We start from the raw sequence: 16209 nt of genomic DNA, 5'->3' as shown, positions 1-16209 counted from the left end.
CGCGGTCCGAGCAGATGGCGAGTAATGATCGGCAGGCCCTAAAAATCGATTGCGTATTTGCATCGCAGTGGGCCCGATCAGGCTTGGAAAACCATAGCCCGCCTGCGTCCTCCGGCGACCTCCGCGATCGCCTTTTCTAGATCGGCCAATGTGCAGGGCTTGCGTAACACGGTTCCGGGGACCGCTATGTCAGCGTTGCCCGTAAGAAAGATCGCATCCACATCAGGATGCAACTCCCGGATCTTACGAACGACCGTAATACCCGACATTCTCGGCATATGTATGTCCGCTATAATTAGGTCGATGTCGAAAACTTTATTCTGAGAATACAGAATCGCCTCGCAGGGATCCGACATCATCTCGACCTGGTACCCAATACCCGACAGCATCTCCCCGACAACACCGAGGAGCATCCTATCATCGTCAATAAATAATATCTTCATACGTAAAACCACGGAGCCTATGGATTAAGAATCCATCCAGATGTTACAATTGGTAACAATTTATAATTCATAAATATTCATCGCAAGCCTTTTTGCAACGAATTTCTCGATTTTAATTTCATAAAACACCGCGCTATACCGCTTCACTCTTGAACCGAATGACATCTATTTCGTGTTAACTATAGTTATCACCTGCCGATATTTATATTCGCCAACTATAGTCTACATGTGATTGCGCGAGGTGAATGAATTGACCAATTCATTATTCGCTGAGGAAATGGACCAAACGGCCGGCGATCTGATCCTGCGCGAACCAGCGCGGCGGGAAGCAGAATTCCAGGCGCTGCATAAGCCAGGTCGCCTCGCCACCTTGCTTCGGACTCTCGAACCCAGGCGATCAGAACCCTCTGTCGACTGGGAACAGGCCGATCGCCGGGAGGCTGGGCAACATAGTTTTCCGGATCCTGCGGGTGGCCGCAGGGACCGAAGCGTCGCGACGTCTCATGTCCTTAGACTGCCCGTCGCCTGTGTAGGACGGACGACCGGGATGCACCCGGTGCTGCTCATGACAGCCCGACAACGCCATACCCGCAAAATGGTTCGACTAATCGTCCGCTGGGTGCTGCTCACGATCGTGCTGGTCGGCACCGTTATGACGATGGCCTTACCTTGAGCCGCCGGGAAACCAGGCCTCCGTTGCGACGTGAGGGCAGCTGCGGCGAACAGCCGCAGTCTGAACTTGAGGAGGAGATAAGAGGTTGCAGAGTGGTGGGCGCAGCAGGGTTTGAACCTGCGACCCCTGCGGTGTGAACACAGTGCTCTACCACTGAGCTATGCGCCCACTCTGCAAGGTCGGGCGGGACATGCCCGCCGACGGCGATGCGGATAGGGTGGGACGGTCGCGCTGTCCAGCCCAAAAAGCGAAGGCCGCACGCGTGGCGAATGCCCGCGGCGGCCTTGCCCCCCGGCACGCGACCGATGGTCGCGCGCAATATCGTTCAGTTCACGGCGTCCTTCAGGCCCTTGCCGGGCTTGAACTTAGGCTGGCTCGACGCTTCGATCTGCATCGGCTCGCCAGTGCGCGGATTGCGGCCGGTCGATGCCTTGCGCTTGGTGACGGAGAAGGTTCCGAAACCGACCAGGCGGACTTCATCACCGTTCTTGAGCTGTGCCGTAATCGAGTCGAACACCGCTTCGACCGCCTTGGTGGCATCGTTCTTGGTCATGCCGGTGGCCTCGGCAACTGTGCCGATAAGCTCCTGTTTATTCATGCCTTCGTCCCCTACCTGTCTCTCTTTGATGCCAAGGCGATCCCCCGCCCCGGCGGCGGCGCCCGGCTCGACTCCGCAATTCGGATGCTGCAACAATGGCGACATATCCGCAAGAGCCTGAAATCGCGGCAAGCTTGGCCTTTCAGGGCTTCGGTTCACGCCCCAGTTGCGCGCGCGCATAGCGCTCGAAATCGGCATCGAGCAGCGGTGGTTCGAGCGGGACGATCCTCTCCAGCCCGTCTGCGATATGCGTCAGCACGGCGATGCGCGCCGCCTTCTTGTCGTTACCGTCGAACACGCTCCACGGCGCCCAGCGCGTATCGGTTTCCCGAAACATGTCCCACATCGCGGCGAGATAATCGGCGCGCCGCGCCCGGTTGCGAAAATCGTCGGGCGTCACTTTCCAGCGCTTCCACGGATGATCGAGCCGGTCGGCGAGCCGCCGGTCTTGTTCCTCCTGCGTGACGTGCAGGAATATCTTGATGATGTTCACCCCGTCGGTTTGCTGCTGCGCCTCGAACTCGTTGATCTCGTCATAGGCACGACGCCAGGCGCGTTCGTCGGCGTAAGCCTCGACGCGCTCGACCAGCACCCGGCCATACCAGCTGCGGTCGAAGATCGCGATGCGGCCTTTGCCCGGCAGCTTCTGCCAGAAGCGCCACAGGAAATGGCGCTCGCGTTCTTCATCGGTCGGCGCGGAGATCGGCCAGACGCGGAAATGGCGCGGGTCCCAGCCGCTGGTCAGGCGCTGGACCGCGCCCCCCTTGCCGGCGGCGTCCCAGCCTTCGAACAGGATCATCGTCCGCAAACTGCAGACCACGTGCGCGACATGCAGCCGACTGAGGCGCTTCTGCACCTCCGCCAGCGCGGCATCATAATCGCCGTCGAAGGGCCGGCCCTTCTCATAATCTGCAAGATCGACTGCCAAGCGCCACCACTCCACCCGGTCCGATCCCATGATCGCCGGGAAAGGATGGTTTAATCGCAGGAGTCGGTAAACAGTTTCCCTACCGTCCAGCTATGGGACAGATCACAGGCATGTCGATGCGAGGGAGAGCATAGCGCCCTCCCCCGGCAATCGTCAGGACTTTTGCGGCTCGACCACGCGGATGTTGAGCTCGCGCAGCTGCTTCAGGCTGACCTGCGACGGCGCCCCCATCATCAGGTCCTCGGCCTTCTGGTTCATCGGGAAGAGCACGACCTCGCGGATGTTCGGCTCGTCGGCCAGCAGCATCACGATACGGTCGATACCCGGAGCGGAGCCGCCATGCGGCGGCGCGCCGAACTTGAACGCGTTGAGCATGCCGGAGAAATTCTCCTCGACCTGCTCCTGGGTGTAGCCGGCGATCTCGAAGGCCTTGTACATGATCTCGGGGCGGTGGTTCCGGATCGCGCCCGACGACAGTTCGACGCCGTTGCAGACGATGTCATATTGGTAGGCGAGGATGTCGAGGGGATCCATCGTCTCCAGCGCGTCCATCTCGCCCTGCGGCATCGAGAAGGGATTGTGGCTGAAGTCGATCTTCTTGTTCTCCTCGTCATATTCGAACATCGGGAAGTCGACGACCCAGCAGAATTTGAAGACGCCCTGCTCGATCAGGCCCAGCTCCTCGCCCACGCGGGTGCGCGCCGCGCCTGCAAGCTTGGCGGTCGGCAGTTCCTTGCCCGCCGCGAAGAACACGCCGTCGTCCGGCCCCAGACCCAGTGCCGCGATCAGCTTCGCGGTCGCTTCCTCGCCATGGTTCTTGGCGATCGGGCCACCGGCCTCGCCGCCCTTGATGTTGATGTAGCCGAGGCCGGCATGGCCCTGCGAACGGGCCCAGTCGTTCATGTCGTCGAAGAATTTGCGGCTCTTGGCGCCCGCGCCCGGCGCCGGGATCGCGCGGACGACACCACCGCCCTCGACGATGCGCGCGAACAGACCGAAGCCCGAGCCCACGAAATGCTCCGTCACGTCGGTGATCTCGAGCGGGTTGCGCAGGTCGGGCTTGTCCGAACCATAGCGCAGCATCGCGTCACGATAGGCGATGCGCGGGAACGGCGCCGGGGTCACCGCGCGGCCATTGGCGAATTCCTCGAACACGCCGTGCAGCACCGGCTCGATCGCGGCGAACACGTCTTCCTGGGTGACGAAGCTCATCTCGAAATCGAGCTGGTAGAACTCGCCCGGCGACCGGTCGGCGCGCGCGTCCTCGTCACGGAAGCAGGGGGCGATCTGGAAATAGCGGTCGAAGCCGGCGACCATGAGCAGTTGCTTGAACATCTGCGGCGCCTGCGGCAGCGCATAGAATTTGCCGGGATGGATGCGGCTGGGCACGAGGAAGTCACGCGCCCCCTCGGGCGACGAGGCCGTCAGGATGGGCGTCTGATATTCGGTGAAGCCCTGGTCGATCATGCGGCGGCGGATCGATGCGATCACGTTCGAGCGCAGGACGATGTTCGAGTGAATCCGGTCGCGGCGCAGATCGAGGAAGCGGTAGCGCAGGCGGATATCCTCGGGATAGTCGGCCTCGCCCGCCACCGGCAGCGGCAGTTCCTGCGCAACCGACTGCACCGCGACGTCGCGCGCACGGACCTCGATCGCGCCGGTCGCGAGGTTCGGGTTCACCGCCTCGGGCGCACGGGCGACGACGTCGCCGGTGATCGTCACGACCGACTCGACGCGCAGCCGCTCGAGTTGCTTGAATGCCTCCGACTCGATGTCGGTGACGATCTGGGTCAGGCCATAATGGTCGCGCAGGTCGACGAAGAGCAGATTGCCATGGTCACGCTTGCGGTGCACCCAGCCGGAGATACGGACCTGGGTTCCGACGTGCTCGGAGCGGAGCTGGCCGCAGCTGTGCGTGCGATAGGCGTGCATGGGTAGGTTCAACTTTCCGGTGAAATTGCGAGCGGAGCGCTTCGCGCGGGCGCGCGGTGCTTGTCAAGCGTTGTAACCCGGCTATGCACGTCGCCATGCACATTCACCCGCTCATTACCGACAGCGCCACCCTCGCCAATCTCTGCACCCGGCTCTCCCAGTCGCCCTTCGTGACGGTCGACACCGAGTTCATGCGCGAGAGCACCTATTGGCCCGACCTCTGCCTGATCCAGATCGCCAACAGCGAAGAGGCCGCCGCGATCGACCCCAAGGCCAGGGACATCGACCTGACGCCGTTGCTCGATCTGCTCGTGGACAATCCCGATGTGCTCAAGGTCTTCCATGCCGGCGGGCAGGACCTGGAAATCGTTCATAATCTGACAGGCAAGACGCCGCACCCGATGTTCGATACGCAAATCGCCGCCATGGCGATGGGGATGGGCGAACAGATCGGCTACTCGAATCTGGTCGAGAGCCTGTTGGGCATCAAGCTCGACAAGGGCGCCCGCTTTACCGACTGGGCCCGGCGTCCGCTCGACAAGCGGCAGATCGACTATGCGATCGGCGACGTGACCTATCTGGCCGAGCTGTTCCCGCGGATGCTCGACAAGTTGCGCAAGACCGGACGCGGCGGCTGGCTCGACAATGAAATGGAGCGGCTGTGCGATCCGGCCAGCTATGCCAATGAACCCGACCTCGCCTGGACACGCATCCGGCTGCCAAGCCGCAAGGCCGAAGTGCTCGGCCGGCTCAAGGCGATCGCCGCCTGGCGCGAGCGCGAGGCGCGCTCGAAGAATCTGCCGCGCGGCCGCATCGCCAAGGACGAGACGCTGGCCGACCTCGCCTCCCATCCGCCCAAGACCCAGTCCGATCTGTCGCGCGTGCGCGGCCTGTCGCCCAGCTGGGCGCAGAATGACATCGGCGCGCGCCTGATGGCCGCGATCGCCGACTCCCGCCCGCTGCCCGACCACGAAATGCCGCCGCGTGAGGACCGCAAGCCGGGTCTCGGCAAGGAGGGCGCGCTGATCGCCGACCTGCTCAAGCTGCTTCTGAAGGTACGCTCGCGCGATGCCGACGTCGCCGCCCGGCTGATCGCCCGATCGGAAGAACTCGAACTGCTGGCGGCCGGCGTGCGCGACCTGCCGATGCTCAAGGGCTGGCGCCACGATGTCTTCGGCAAGGATGCGCTGGCTCTCGTCGAGGGACGGCTCGCCTTCAGCGTGCGCAACGGCCGGATGGTGATGTCCGCACTTGAGGGTAACGGCGCGGAGTGAAAACCGGGGCGGCACACCGCCAGCCCGCCCGTCTTCCTCAGTCCAGTATAAGGCGCGCTTCCAGCCCGAACGAGGCGGCGAGCGTGCGATGGCGCCGCTCGACGGTCTCGCCGTGAAGCAGGGCATTGTCCTTGTCGACGCGCAGTTCGAGCGCGCCTGGCGCCAGTGACAGCCGGCTCCCCGTCAGCGCATCGGCGACGCCGCCCGAGAAGCGCTGCCCCAGGCGCAGCGCCAGTCCCCATCGCTCCGCCGTGACGATCTCCGATGGCGAGCAGATGCTGCTGATGACGGGTACCATCCCGTTGCCGCCGAAGCTGGTCCACAGCGCATGCGCCATCATGCCCCGGCCGCGGGAGTCGATCCCCACCCAATTGCCATGGAGCGCGGTCTCGACACCACGCTCGGCGCGAAACTCGGGGTGCGCGCGCCAGCCCACATCGGCCAGCAGGCAGGTCGCGTGGCGAACGCGCGCATCCTCGCGGCTTTCGCCCTCGAACAGCGGCGCGATCCAGCGTTCGAGCAGATCACCATGTTCGGGAAAGCGACCCTGACGCGCGCCCTCTTCACGGGTCGAGGCAATCAGCGGATCCTGCGCGCGCTGATAGGGCGACAATTCCTCGTAGAGCAGCCCCTCGCGGAGGCCATAAGCCGAGACGATCAGCTCGCTCGACCCAAGTTCGCGCACGACATGGGTCAGCAGCGAAGCGGCGTGCGACAGCGTGGGAATGCGCGCGCCCGACAGGCCGATGACCTCGCGCAGGCGCTTGCGATCGAGATGCGCCAGCACGCGCACCAGATGCTGGGCATTTTCGGGCGGCATCCAGTAATGGTGAACGATCGGCAGCGGATAATCGGTCAGATACATGTCGAGGCGCGCCAGCGACCGCCACGAACCGCCGACCATGTAGAAGGGCAGACCAGCCCCCTTCCCTTTCCACCCGGCCTTGCCGAGCGTCTTGTCGACCAGTGCGCGCAATGCGCGTGGTCCGTTCGCCTTGACCGCATCGATGCGCAGGACGCCCAGCGGAAAGGAGCTGGTTTCACGCACTTCGCCGTCGACCACGCGGGCCAGTTCGAGACTGCCGCCCCCCAGATCGCCGACGATGCCATTGGCTTCGGGGATTGAGGCGATCACGCCAAGCCCGGCGATTCGCCCTTCATCGTCGCCCGAAAGTATCTCGACCGGCAGGCCGAGTTCGAGCACCCGATCGATGAAGAGCTTGCCATTGCTGGCGTCGCGGACCGCCGCCGTCGCCACCGTGCGCGGATGCGGCACCCCCATTTGTTCGGCGAGGCGCTTGAACCGTGACAGGGCGTGGAGCGCGCGCTCCATGGCGTCGCGATCGAGCGCGCCCGTGCGGGCAAGCCCCTTGCCCAGCCCGGCCATCACCTTCTCGTTGAACAGCGCCGCCGGAACCCGGGCCGGGCCGTCATAGATGACGAGACGAATCGAGTTGGAGCCGATGTCGATGATTCCGACACGGGTATGGCCCGGCGCCGGATGCTTGGCCCGACGGAACATCGAAATCGCTGGCATAGGTCTCCGCTCTAACGCACATCCGCCGTCGACCGGAAGCGGTAAGTTGCACTTTGGTTCCACCCACGCCTTGCAAGGCACAGGGAGGGCGTGGCAGGCGAAGCCATGAACCCGTTCCTCAGACCCGCCATGGCCTGGCCGCTTCTCGGCATATTTCTGGTGGCGGCGGGGATGACGCTATGGCTCTGCCTTCCCGCGATGGACGGCCATTGGCTGACGATCTTCCGCCTCGATCCGTCATCGTCCCTGATCCCGGCGACGACCCTGCTGACCAACGCCGGCGGATTCAGCACGCTCGGGCCCGTCGCTATGGCGACGGTTTTTGTCCTGGCGCTCAAGGGACGGAAGGCCGAGGCCCTGTGGCTTTTCCTGTCGATCGGATCGGGTCGCCTGTTCGTCGAGGCCGCCAAGGGCATCCTCGCGCGCCCACGCCCGCCGCTCGTCGGCCGGCTGGATGAGGTCACGAGCCTGAGCTTTCCCAGCTCGCACGCCGCCGGATCGATGCTGACGATGCTGGCCCTAGCGCTGCTGTTCGGACGCGACCGGCCGTGGCTGACACCGATGCTCGCAGCCTTCGCGCTGGGGGTGGGCTGGAGCCGCCTGGCGCTCGGCGTCCACTGGCCCAGCGACGTCCTCGCCGGCTGGGGCCTCGCGCTGATCTGGATCGGCATCGCCAGTCGCTGGCTGCCAATCGCGCCTCGCCGAGCGATCTGACCCCGATCAGTTCCGGCGGAGCGACAGCTTCGGGACCGAGCCGTCCTTGCGGGAAGCGGCACCGCGGCCCGAAAGCGACGGGTTGGTCATGAAATAGCGGTGGAGGTTGAACGGCCGCTTGCCCGGCGTCACCCGCTCATACTTGCCGTCGGGCATCAGCTGCCAGCTCTGCTCGTCATCGATCAGATTGGCGACCATCACCTGATCGAGGATCTGCGCATGAACCGTCGGATTCTCGATCGGCAGCAGATATTCGACCCGCCGATCGAAGTTGCGCGGCATCCAGTCGGCCGAACTGATCAGCACCTTCGCCTTGCGGTTGGGCAGCGCCGCGCCGTTGCCGAAGCAGACGATGCGGCTGTGCTCAAGGAAGCGCCCCACCACCGATTTGACCCGGATATTGTCCGACAGACCGGGCACACCCGGCCGCAGACAGCATATGCCGCGGATGACGAGATCGATCTGCACCCCGGCGGCGCTGGCGCGGTACAGTTTCTCGATGATCGCAGGGTCGACCAGCGAGTTCATCTTTGCCCAGATCGCGGCAGGACGGCCGGCGCGCGCATGATCGATTTCGGCGTCGATCAGCCGCGCCAGTTCGTCGCGCATGCCGTGCGGCGAGATGGTCAGCAGGTTGAGGTCGACCGGTTCGACATAGCCGGTGATGTAGTTGAACAGCTGCGCCGCATCGCGCCCCAGCCGGGGATCGGCGGTGAAGAAGCTGAGATCGGTATAGATGCGCGCGGTGATCGGGTGATAATTGCCCGTGCCGAAATGGCAGTAGGTCTTGTGCCCGTCGGCCTCGCGGCGGACGACCATCGACACCTTGGCGTGGGTCTTCCAGTCGATGAAGCCATAGACCACCTGCACGCCCGCGCGCTCCAGCTGCGACGCCCAGAGGAGATTCTGCTCCTCGTCGAAGCGCGCCTTGAGCTCGACCACCGCCGTGACCGACTTGCCCGCCTCGGCCGCATCGACCAGCGCGCGGATCACTGCCGACTGCTTGCCCGCGCGATAGAGCGTCTGCTTGATCGCGACGACATCGGGGTCCTGCGCCGCCTGCCGCAGGAAGGCGAGCACGACGTCGAACGTCTCATAGGGATGGTGGACGACGATGTCCTTCGCCCGGATCGCCGCGAAACAATCGCCGCCATGCTCGCGGATGCGTTCGGGAAAGCGCGGGCTGAACGGCGTGAACTTCAGGTCGGGCCGATCCTCCTCGACCAGCTGCGCGAGATCGGCGATGCCCAGGAAGCTGCCCGATTCGGTGACGAAACTGTCCGCGCCGCCGATCTGATCCTTCCACAACGGTTCGAGCGACGCCGACATGCCGCCTTCGAGCTCGATCCGGATCACCCGGCCGCGCCGCCGCCTTTTGATGGCGGTACGGAAGTACAAGACGAGATCCTCCGCTTCTTCCTCGACCTCGATGTCGCTGTCGCGGATGATGCGAAGCGCGCCATGGCCGCGCACCTCGTAACCGGGAAAAAGCAGATTGGTGAAGCGCCGGACCAATGTCTCGATCGCGACATAACGGGCGCTGCCGCGCGGCAGGCGGATGAAACGCGGAAGCGTTGCCGGCACCATCAGCAGTTCGAAAACCTGCTCGCCGTCGGACAGCCGGGTCAGGTCGAACAACAGGCTGAAGCCCTTGTTCGGGATGAACGGGAAAGGATGGGCCGGGTCGAGCGCCTGCGGCGTCAGCACCGGGAAGATCTGCTCGCTGAAATAGCGCTCCAGCCATTCGGCATCGTCGCCTTCGATCTCGCCCTCTTCGAGCACGACGATCCCGGCATTGGCTAGGTCGTCGCGCAGCCGGTCCCAGACGCGTTGCTGGTCGGTCATCAACTGGTCGGCGCGGTCGCTGGCGCCGTCGAGCTGCTGGGCGACGGTCAGTCCGTCGGGCGACAGGCTGTCGACGCCCTCCAGCAATTGCGCCTTGAGGCCGGCAAAGCGGACCATGAAGAATTCGTCGAGATTATTGCCGGAAATCGACAGGAAGCGAAGGCGTTCGAGCAGCGGATGCGCGGGGTTGGACGCCTCGTCCATTACGCGCTGGTTGAACGCCAGCCAGCTCGCCTCGCGGTTGAAATAACGCTCCCGCAGCGGCACCGGCTCGGGCGGGATCGGGCTCCCGATCAGGTCTGCGTCATGCGATTGGGGTTCGATCGAGTCCATGGCCGTCCACTATAGCAGCCTATATGTATCTTCCGTGACTCCGATCGTCGCAAGCGCTTCCTTGGCGACGGCCAAAGTGATCGGCCGTCGCCGCGCCAGCGCGGCTTCGTCGAGCGCATCGACCAGCCGGCCGAGCGCGACATAGCTGCGCTCGATCCGGGGCACGACATAGCGCACCACCTCCGGACGCGCCTCCAGCCCGCGACTGTTGATCAGCTTCTCGACCAGCGCGGTCATCAGCGCGGAATCGGGCTCCTCGATCGCCACATGCTGGCTGGCGAGCAGCCGCGAGCGCAGGTCGGGAAGCTTGATCTTCCACCGCGCGGGTGGTTCGTCGGCGGCCAGCAGCAGCGGCTTGCGCTCGGACTGCGCCGCGTTCCACGCGTGGAACAGCCGCTCCTCGTCCTGGCTCTCGGCATTGTCGACGAAGCGCCCGCCGGTCTTCGCCGCGAAGATCCGCCCGAGCAGGCTCCGCCCCGACTTGCGCGGTCCGGTGAGCACGCTAGCCATGACCGGCCAGAGCGACCAATGTTCGAGATGCCGGACCGCCGTCCGGTTGGCGTCGCCGACGATGAAATCGCGCTCATTCGCTTCCGCCGGCCACTGGAAGGGCAGCGCGATCTGATCGGTCATGGCGCCGGAGCGGCCGCGCGCCTGATGCGGAGGCCGCCGCCAGCATCCTCGACCTGCCAGCCGCGCGCGACCAGCGCCTCGCGCAGCGCGCTGACCGGGCCGGAAAAGGCCACGCGCAGGCTGCTCGTGCCGCCGAAAGCGAGACTGCCGGTCTGCACGGCGGTGACGCCGGTCAGCGCCCTGAGCTGCGCTTCCTGTGCGCGCAGAGCGGCGGCATCGGGCGTGTCGATCTGGACGGTGACACTGGTGGTCGCAGCAGCCGCCATCTGGTCGAGCACATCGTCGATCGGGACTTCCTCCGCCGGAGTCTCGATCACGAGCGAGCGATCTCCGCGCAGCCCGCCTTCCTGCAGCGCGCGCGTATAGGTGGTGTCGATCCGCTGCACCGCCCGGTCGAGCATCGCCGGCAGCGCATCGCCCGTGTCGGCGGTCAGCGTGAACTGGTCGACCACGGTCGCATCGGGACCGTAGCGCGCGACGAAGCGGCCGATCACCGGACCGCCGGGCCATTGGCGGAACAGCGTCGCCTCGGGCACGACGATATTGGCCGCGCCATATTGGTCGAGCAGCATACGCCACCAGCTGCGCCCCGGCCGACGCGCCTGCGCCGCGTTGAGCAGGACCGGATCGGCGCCGGTTCCCGACACCCGCACATAGTCGATCGGACTGTTCCCCGCGCGGAAGCGCGCCCAGGCCTTCTGCCATTCGCTGCGGCGCTCGAAGCTGATCGGGGTGGCGCCGCTCCATTCGACCGGAATGACGAGCATCGGCGCCGAACGGCGGACCGCACCCTTCACGCCGAGCAACTCGCCGGCCCGCGCGCGATCGAACAGCACGCCCAGCGTGGCGACATAACGGTTCGGGCCGGCCTGCTCACGCTCGACGACGATGCCGCCGCTGATCGAATCGAGCGTCGAATCGGGCAGGCCGGGCGCATTCTCGACCGGCTTGCCGTTGACCCGCGCCCACAGCATCTTCCAGCCCTTGCGCTGCGCCTCGCGCCAGCCGCCATAGCGCGCCTGATCGGCGGTGCGGGCGGCGACATCGACCTTGATGCCGCTCACTTCATAGCTGCCGGATCCGTCGATCGGCGGGACCCCGCGCTCGTCCGCCCGCTCCAGCTGCGCAAAGGCGAGCGCCCCCAGCAGCGCACCGGCGCCGAGGATGGACAGCGGAATGGGACGGAAAAAGCGTTTGGCGAGGGTCACGCAGTGCCTTTTGGCGACTTGGCCGTGGAAATCCAAGCACGATATGTCTAGGGGCCTGCAACATGAGCAGCAACGATCAAGAATCCTACACCTATGCCAAGGCCGGCGTGTCGATCGCGGCGGGCAATGCCCTGGTCAAGGCGATCGCGCCCCTCGCGCGGGCCACGCGCCGTCCGGGCGCCGATGCCGATCTCGGCGGCTTCGGCGGCTTCTTCGACCTGAAGGCGGCCGGCTATAGCGATCCGCTGCTGGTTGCGGCGAATGACGGCGTCGGCACCAAGCTGAAGCTGGCGATCGACAGCGGGCGCCATGACGGCGTCGGCATCGACCTCGTCGCGATGTGCGCCAATGATCTGATCGTCCAGGGCGCCGAGCCGCTCTTCTTCCTCGACTATTTCGCGACCGGCCGCCTCGACAATGGCGTCGCCGAGCGCGTCATCGCGGGCATCGCCGAAGGCTGCAAGATCGCCGGCTGCGCGCTGATCGGCGGCGAGACCGCCGAGATGCCGGGCATGTATGCCGACGGCGATTACGACCTTGCCGGCTTCTGCGTCGGTGCGGTCGAGCGCGACCAGGCGCTTACCGGCAACCGCGTGGCGGCCGGCGACATCATCCTCGGCCTCGCCTCCTCGGGGGTCCATTCCAACGGCTTCTCGCTCGTGCGCCGCCTGGCCGCCGACAAGGGGTGGAAGCTCGACCGCCCCGCCCTGTTCGATCAGGACGTGCTGCTGATCGAGGCGCTGATGGCGCCGACCCGCATCTATGTCCGCTCGCTGCTGCCGGTCGTCCGCGCGGGCAAGGTCCGCGCGATGGCGCACATCACCGGCGGCGGCCTGCTCGAAAATATCCCGCGCGTCCTGCCCGACGGGCTCCACGCCCATATCGATGCGGACGCCTGGGAGCAGCCGCGCCTGATGGCGTTCCTGCAGGCGCAGGGCAATATCGAGCCGGGCGAGATGGCGCGCACATTCAACTGCGGCGTCGGCATGGCGGTGATCGTCTCGGCCGACGATGTCGACGCGGTGACGGCGGAACTGACCGCAGCGGGCGAGACCGTCTTCCGGATCGGCCATATCGCCGAGGGCGAGAAGGGCTGCACCGTGAAGGGCAGCGACGAGAGCTGGAGCGCGCGCGCCGCCTGGTCGGCCACGCATCTCGGCTGAACGGCGCCCTCGCCGCTTCCCGCCGCTGATCGCCCGGACACGGGCATCGACGAGGTTCTGAACGCGTGACCGACAAGACGCCGATCGCCATCCTGATCTCGGGCCGGGGCAGCAACATGGCCGCGCTGATCGAGGCGTCGCAGGCGGCCGACTGCCCCTATGCCGTTGTCCTCGTCGCGTCCAACGATCCGGCGGCGGCCGGTCTCGACCATGCCCGCGCGGCCGGCATCGCCACCTTCGCGCACAGCCACAAGGGCCTCAAGCGCGCCGAGTTCGATGCGATCGTGGACGTCGCACTGCGCAAGGCCGGCGTCCGCTTCATCGCGCTGGCCGGCTATATGCGGATCCTGAGCGAGGGTTTCATCGGGGGCTGGGAAGGCCGGATCGTCAATATCCATCCCTCGCTGCTACCGAAGTACAAGGGCCTCGACACGCACCAGCGCGCGATCGAGGCGGGCGACGCGGAGGCCGGCTGTTCGGTCCATGTCGTGACGCCCGAACTCGACGATGGCGAGGTCATCGCCCAGGCGCGCGTGCCGATCCTGCCGGGCGATACGCCCGAGACGCTCGCCGATCGCGTGCTGATCGAGGAACACCGCCTTTATCCCGAGGCTCTGGCTGCCTATATCCGGAGCCATGGCTGAAGAGACCTCTGCGGCGGAAGCCCGCCGGCGCCGGCTGCGCTGGATCACGCTGGGCGAGGCGCTGGGCGTGGCCGCGCTCGTCGTGTCGGTGCTGACCCTCTGGAACAATTACAGCGAACGCCGCCATAACGAGGAGGAGAAGGTCGCCCAGGACCGAGCCGCCGGCACGAAGGCGCGCATCCTCGTCCTGCGTGCCCAGGTCGAGAAGAAGGGCGACCGTCTCGCGCTGCAGCCGACCGGGGAACAGGTCATCCAGGGCCAGACCATCGCCTTCCCCAAAGCGCTGGACCTTGATCCCGTCGACAGCACCGACCCGCGCATCGAGGCCGACTGGCTGTCCGACGGCCTGCGCAAGGCCCGCCGCGATGCCGGCGAGCAGGAACGCCCACGCGGCGACGCCCGCCTGCCCGTCGCGATCACGACCCGCTTCACCGTCGGCGGCGACGTCGCCGAGGACGTCACCCTCTATGACGTCGGCTATGCGATCGAGGGCGGCTTCCTCGGCGGCAGCGAAGTCCGCCTGCGCGGCCTATCGATGATCGGCCGCACGACGGCGGCCGCAGCCCAGAAGCGCCTCGACCAGATATGGGCGAGCCGCCACCGGAAGAAGGGATAAACTTCATCTTTCGACGTTGCTATGCTGTATGCTCACGACAACAGTCTGTAGGAATCGCTAGCCTTGCGGACATGCGGGCTAAAAGTCATGCTTACGGAATGAAGCGTCTTGATCTTGTCGCATACAGTGCTGCCTTAGCGGCCACCACAGTGTATGCCGCCCCTTCTGCGATTGATACGATCGCCTTTTACGCACGGCCCGCAGTAAACATAGTCTGCCTTTGGTTTCTATGGCTTGTGGCAACGCTGGCGCCACTTGCCCTCTCCGCTATCGCATGGATGATCGCTCAAAAATATACACTGCGATGGTTTCCACATCTCATATTTGTTCCGGTCGCGATCATAGTTTATCCACAAGGCATGTCGCTGTTCTTGCGGGTGTCGGGCCTCGCAGTCCATGACGGGCTGGCAGGGGATGCCTCCGAGTTGGGCAGTCTGTATTTGCTTGTGACCCTGCTGGTTCACCTCCTCGCATTTACAACGGCGGCAATAGCGAGCGTGAAAGGTCAGACATACGTCCGCTGACCACCCCTTTTCGGGCTTTCAGGCCATAGGCCGAAAGCGGCCGCCCCTGTAGATTTTACGGCCTACAGATCCAGCCCGAAGATCAGGTCGTCGAACACCGCGTCGCCAGCCTGTTAAAAGTCGCCCCTTTAGCAGCCAGCCCGTGACTACAAATCTGTGTGCGGAAAAGCTGCAAACCGCCAGAAAATCCAAGCCATCACTGTTACGATTGGCGCCCCGACGATGATGAAAAAAATCCATCCGCCATTCCTCAGCGTCATCTCGGCGAAGGGCGAATTATCGTTCGGCATCGGCGGCGGCGGTGAACCTTCGACGATGGTTGAGATTGCGATCAACGCGACCAGAGCGAGCAGGAACGCCAACAGATAGCTCGCAAAATCCGTTCGATTAAACTGCCGAAGCATCAGGTGGATTGGAATAGCTGCGATCAAAATACCGTAGCTGGCCGCGAACGCGATCCCAAGGCTGATGGCAACATCAACCCAGCCAAGGCTAGGCCTCGTAATCAAAAGAGCTACGATGGCGAAGATCGGCGCCGCAGCCACCACCAGACTTCTTATGATGGCACCCATTTCCTTATCGTAGTTTGATGGGCCAGTTTAGCAATACCACTTACTGTGATGCGCCGTTTCACCGTCGTCGGCGGCGTCACCTTTAATGATGTGGGCTATATAACTGAGCGCGGCTTCCTCGGCGGCAGCGAAGTCCGCCTGCGTGGCCTGTCGATGATCGACGATACCACTGCGGCCGCAGCTTAGAAGCGCCTCGACGACATCTGGACGAGCCGCCAGCGGAAGGGGGTAATGCCCGGCCTCCGCTTTTGTTAGCTCGTCCATTTGTAAAGGTTGCAGGGTCGGAAGCGGCCCCGGAGTGGACCATTAGCCTTGCCGAACCTCTTCTTCAGTCCACCAGCGCAAATCGCGAACGTCTTTGTCTTCTCGCAGAATACGTTCGACCGCATCCGCAAGTCGCTCGACAGGTTGCTCCGTCGGTATACGCTTGAGCCACTTTCGAACATACGGCTTGGATGGCTCGATAAAGCATAAGAAGCCGTCTTCATATTCCGGATAAAAGCCACAGCCGATCCAGAGTGGGAACGGATCATGGCGCAATCGCACCGACCATCCCCAGTCTTCCGAGATTA

The 16209-nt window shown here is 64.6% G+C and carries 16 protein-coding genes and 1 tRNA gene; 7 read left to right on the top strand and 10 right to left on the bottom strand.

Annotation, left to right across the window (positions count from 1 at the left end):
- Positions 1 to 77: 77 nt before the first annotated feature.
- The 5 genes from ACNI3R_RS04995 to aspS form a co-directional block, all read right to left on the bottom strand.
- Complete coding sequence (locus tag ACNI3R_RS04995) at positions 78 to 443, bottom strand: response regulator (RefSeq protein ID WP_426180485.1); 366 nt, start codon at positions 441 to 443, stop codon at positions 78 to 80.
- 766 nt (positions 444 to 1209) lie between these two features.
- A tRNA-Val gene (locus tag ACNI3R_RS04990) sits at positions 1210 to 1284 on the bottom strand.
- 157 nt (positions 1285 to 1441) lie between these two features.
- A complete protein-coding gene (locus ACNI3R_RS04985) occupies positions 1442 to 1714 on the bottom strand; it encodes an HU family DNA-binding protein (RefSeq protein WP_296624673.1) in 273 nt (90 codons plus the stop codon).
- 142 nt (positions 1715 to 1856) lie between these two features.
- Complete coding sequence (locus tag ACNI3R_RS04980; RefSeq protein WP_426180483.1) at positions 1857 to 2642, bottom strand: polyphosphate kinase 2 family protein; 786 nt, start codon at positions 2640 to 2642, stop codon at positions 1857 to 1859.
- Between the two features lie 153 nt (positions 2643 to 2795).
- The gene (gene aspS, locus ACNI3R_RS04975; RefSeq protein ID WP_426180481.1) at positions 2796 to 4574 is read right to left on the bottom strand and encodes an aspartate--tRNA ligase; all 1779 of its coding nucleotides are present in this window, start codon (positions 4572 to 4574) and stop codon (positions 2796 to 2798) included.
- A gap of 95 nt (positions 4575 to 4669) precedes the next feature.
- Here aspS and rnd point away from each other — a divergent pair, with 95 nt between their 5' ends.
- The gene (gene rnd / locus ACNI3R_RS04970) at positions 4670 to 5848 is read left to right on the top strand and encodes a ribonuclease D (RefSeq protein WP_426180480.1); all 1179 of its coding nucleotides are present in this window, start codon (positions 4670 to 4672) and stop codon (positions 5846 to 5848) included.
- Positions 5849 to 5885: 37 nt separating this feature from the next.
- Here the strand turns inward: rnd and ACNI3R_RS04965 are convergent, their stop codons facing one another.
- Positions 5886 to 7385, bottom strand: a complete 1500-nt coding sequence (locus tag ACNI3R_RS04965) for a Ppx/GppA phosphatase family protein (protein WP_426180479.1) — start codon at positions 7383 to 7385, stop codon at positions 5886 to 5888.
- Between the two features lie 105 nt (positions 7386 to 7490).
- Here ACNI3R_RS04965 and ACNI3R_RS04960 point away from each other — a divergent pair, with 105 nt between their 5' ends.
- Complete coding sequence (locus ACNI3R_RS04960) at positions 7491 to 8099, top strand: phosphatase PAP2 family protein (RefSeq protein WP_426180478.1); 609 nt, start codon at positions 7491 to 7493, stop codon at positions 8097 to 8099.
- Between the two features lie 6 nt (positions 8100 to 8105).
- Here ACNI3R_RS04960 and ACNI3R_RS04955 read toward each other — a convergent pair whose 3' ends face one another.
- Genes ACNI3R_RS04955 through ACNI3R_RS04945 form a run of 3 tightly spaced genes read right to left on the bottom strand, consistent with a single transcriptional unit; the run spans position 8106 to position 12118 of the window.
- Complete coding sequence (locus ACNI3R_RS04955; protein ID WP_426180476.1) at positions 8106 to 10277, bottom strand: RNA degradosome polyphosphate kinase; 2172 nt, start codon at positions 10275 to 10277, stop codon at positions 8106 to 8108.
- Positions 10278 to 10286: 9 nt separating this feature from the next.
- Positions 10287 to 10910 (bottom strand): HdaA/DnaA family protein, encoded by a 624-nt coding sequence (locus tag ACNI3R_RS04950; RefSeq protein WP_426180474.1) that lies wholly within the window; start codon positions 10908 to 10910, stop codon positions 10287 to 10289.
- A complete protein-coding gene (locus ACNI3R_RS04945) occupies positions 10907 to 12118 on the bottom strand; it encodes a heavy-metal-associated domain-containing protein (protein ID WP_426180472.1) in 1212 nt (403 codons plus the stop codon). The genes ACNI3R_RS04950 and ACNI3R_RS04945 overlap by 4 nt, the downstream gene beginning before the upstream one ends.
- 62 nt (positions 12119 to 12180) lie before the next feature.
- Here ACNI3R_RS04945 and purM point away from each other — a divergent pair, with 62 nt between their 5' ends.
- From purM to ACNI3R_RS04925, 4 genes are all read left to right on the top strand, one after another.
- A complete protein-coding gene (gene purM / locus ACNI3R_RS04940; protein ID WP_426180470.1) occupies positions 12181 to 13281 on the top strand; it encodes a phosphoribosylformylglycinamidine cyclo-ligase in 1101 nt (366 codons plus the stop codon).
- Positions 13282 to 13346: 65 nt separating this feature from the next.
- Entirely contained in the window at positions 13347 to 13925 is a 579-nt protein-coding gene (purN, locus tag ACNI3R_RS04935; protein WP_426180468.1) for a phosphoribosylglycinamide formyltransferase, read from the top strand.
- Entirely contained in the window at positions 13918 to 14541 is a 624-nt protein-coding gene (locus tag ACNI3R_RS04930; protein WP_426180466.1) for a hypothetical protein, read from the top strand. The genes purN and ACNI3R_RS04930 overlap by 8 nt, the downstream gene beginning before the upstream one ends.
- Positions 14542 to 14639: 98 nt before the next feature.
- Entirely contained in the window at positions 14640 to 15065 is a 426-nt protein-coding gene (locus ACNI3R_RS04925; RefSeq protein WP_426180464.1) for a hypothetical protein, read from the top strand.
- 146 nt (positions 15066 to 15211) lie between these two features.
- Here ACNI3R_RS04925 and ACNI3R_RS04920 read toward each other — a convergent pair whose 3' ends face one another.
- Complete coding sequence (locus ACNI3R_RS04920; protein ID WP_426180462.1) at positions 15212 to 15637, bottom strand: hypothetical protein; 426 nt, start codon at positions 15635 to 15637, stop codon at positions 15212 to 15214.
- A 48-nt stretch (positions 15638 to 15685) separates the two neighbouring features.
- Between ACNI3R_RS04920 and ACNI3R_RS04915 the strand changes: the two genes are divergently transcribed.
- On the top strand, positions 15686 to 15823 hold the full coding sequence (locus tag ACNI3R_RS04915; protein ID WP_426180461.1) for a hypothetical protein: 138 nt from the start codon (positions 15686 to 15688) through the stop codon (positions 15821 to 15823).
- The last annotated feature ends 386 nt before the right edge of the window (positions 15824 to 16209 follow it).

This window comes from Rhizorhabdus antheiae (assembly GCF_049889055.1).
GTDB lineage: Bacteria > Pseudomonadota > Alphaproteobacteria > Sphingomonadales > Sphingomonadaceae > Rhizorhabdus.
The sequence above is the reverse complement of the archived record's forward strand: the minus strand, read 5'-3'. Positions and strand labels throughout refer to the sequence as shown.

Excerpts from the sequence above, each read along its gene's own strand:
- ACNI3R_RS04995 (WP_426180485.1), bottom strand. The coding sequence starts at position 443 with ATGAAGATATTATTTATTGACGATGATAGGATGCTCCTCGGTGTTGTC.
- ACNI3R_RS04985 (WP_296624673.1), bottom strand. The coding sequence starts at position 1,714 with ATGAATAAACAGGAGCTTATCGGCACAGTTGCCGAGGCCACCGGCATG.
- aspS (WP_426180481.1), bottom strand. The coding sequence starts at position 4,574 with ATGCACGCCTATCGCACGCACAGCTGCGGCCAGCTCCGCTCCGAGCAC.
- rnd (WP_426180480.1), top strand. The coding sequence starts at position 4,670 with ATGCACATTCACCCGCTCATTACCGACAGCGCCACCCTCGCCAATCTC.
- ACNI3R_RS04965 (WP_426180479.1), bottom strand. The coding sequence starts at position 7,385 with ATGCCAGCGATTTCGATGTTCCGTCGGGCCAAGCATCCGGCGCCGGGC.
- ACNI3R_RS04960 (WP_426180478.1), top strand. The coding sequence starts at position 7,491 with ATGAACCCGTTCCTCAGACCCGCCATGGCCTGGCCGCTTCTCGGCATA.
- ACNI3R_RS04955 (WP_426180476.1), bottom strand. The coding sequence starts at position 10,277 with ATGGACTCGATCGAACCCCAATCGCATGACGCAGACCTGATCGGGAGC.
- ACNI3R_RS04950 (WP_426180474.1), bottom strand. The coding sequence starts at position 10,910 with ATGACCGATCAGATCGCGCTGCCCTTCCAGTGGCCGGCGGAAGCGAAT.
- purM (WP_426180470.1), top strand. The coding sequence starts at position 12,181 with ATGAGCAGCAACGATCAAGAATCCTACACCTATGCCAAGGCCGGCGTG.
- ACNI3R_RS04930 (WP_426180466.1), top strand. The coding sequence starts at position 13,918 with ATGGCTGAAGAGACCTCTGCGGCGGAAGCCCGCCGGCGCCGGCTGCGC.
- ACNI3R_RS04925 (WP_426180464.1), top strand. The coding sequence starts at position 14,640 with ATGAAGCGTCTTGATCTTGTCGCATACAGTGCTGCCTTAGCGGCCACC.
- ACNI3R_RS04920 (WP_426180462.1), bottom strand. The coding sequence starts at position 15,637 with ATGGGTGCCATCATAAGAAGTCTGGTGGTGGCTGCGGCGCCGATCTTC.
- ACNI3R_RS04915 (WP_426180461.1), top strand. The coding sequence starts at position 15,686 with ATGCGCCGTTTCACCGTCGTCGGCGGCGTCACCTTTAATGATGTGGGC.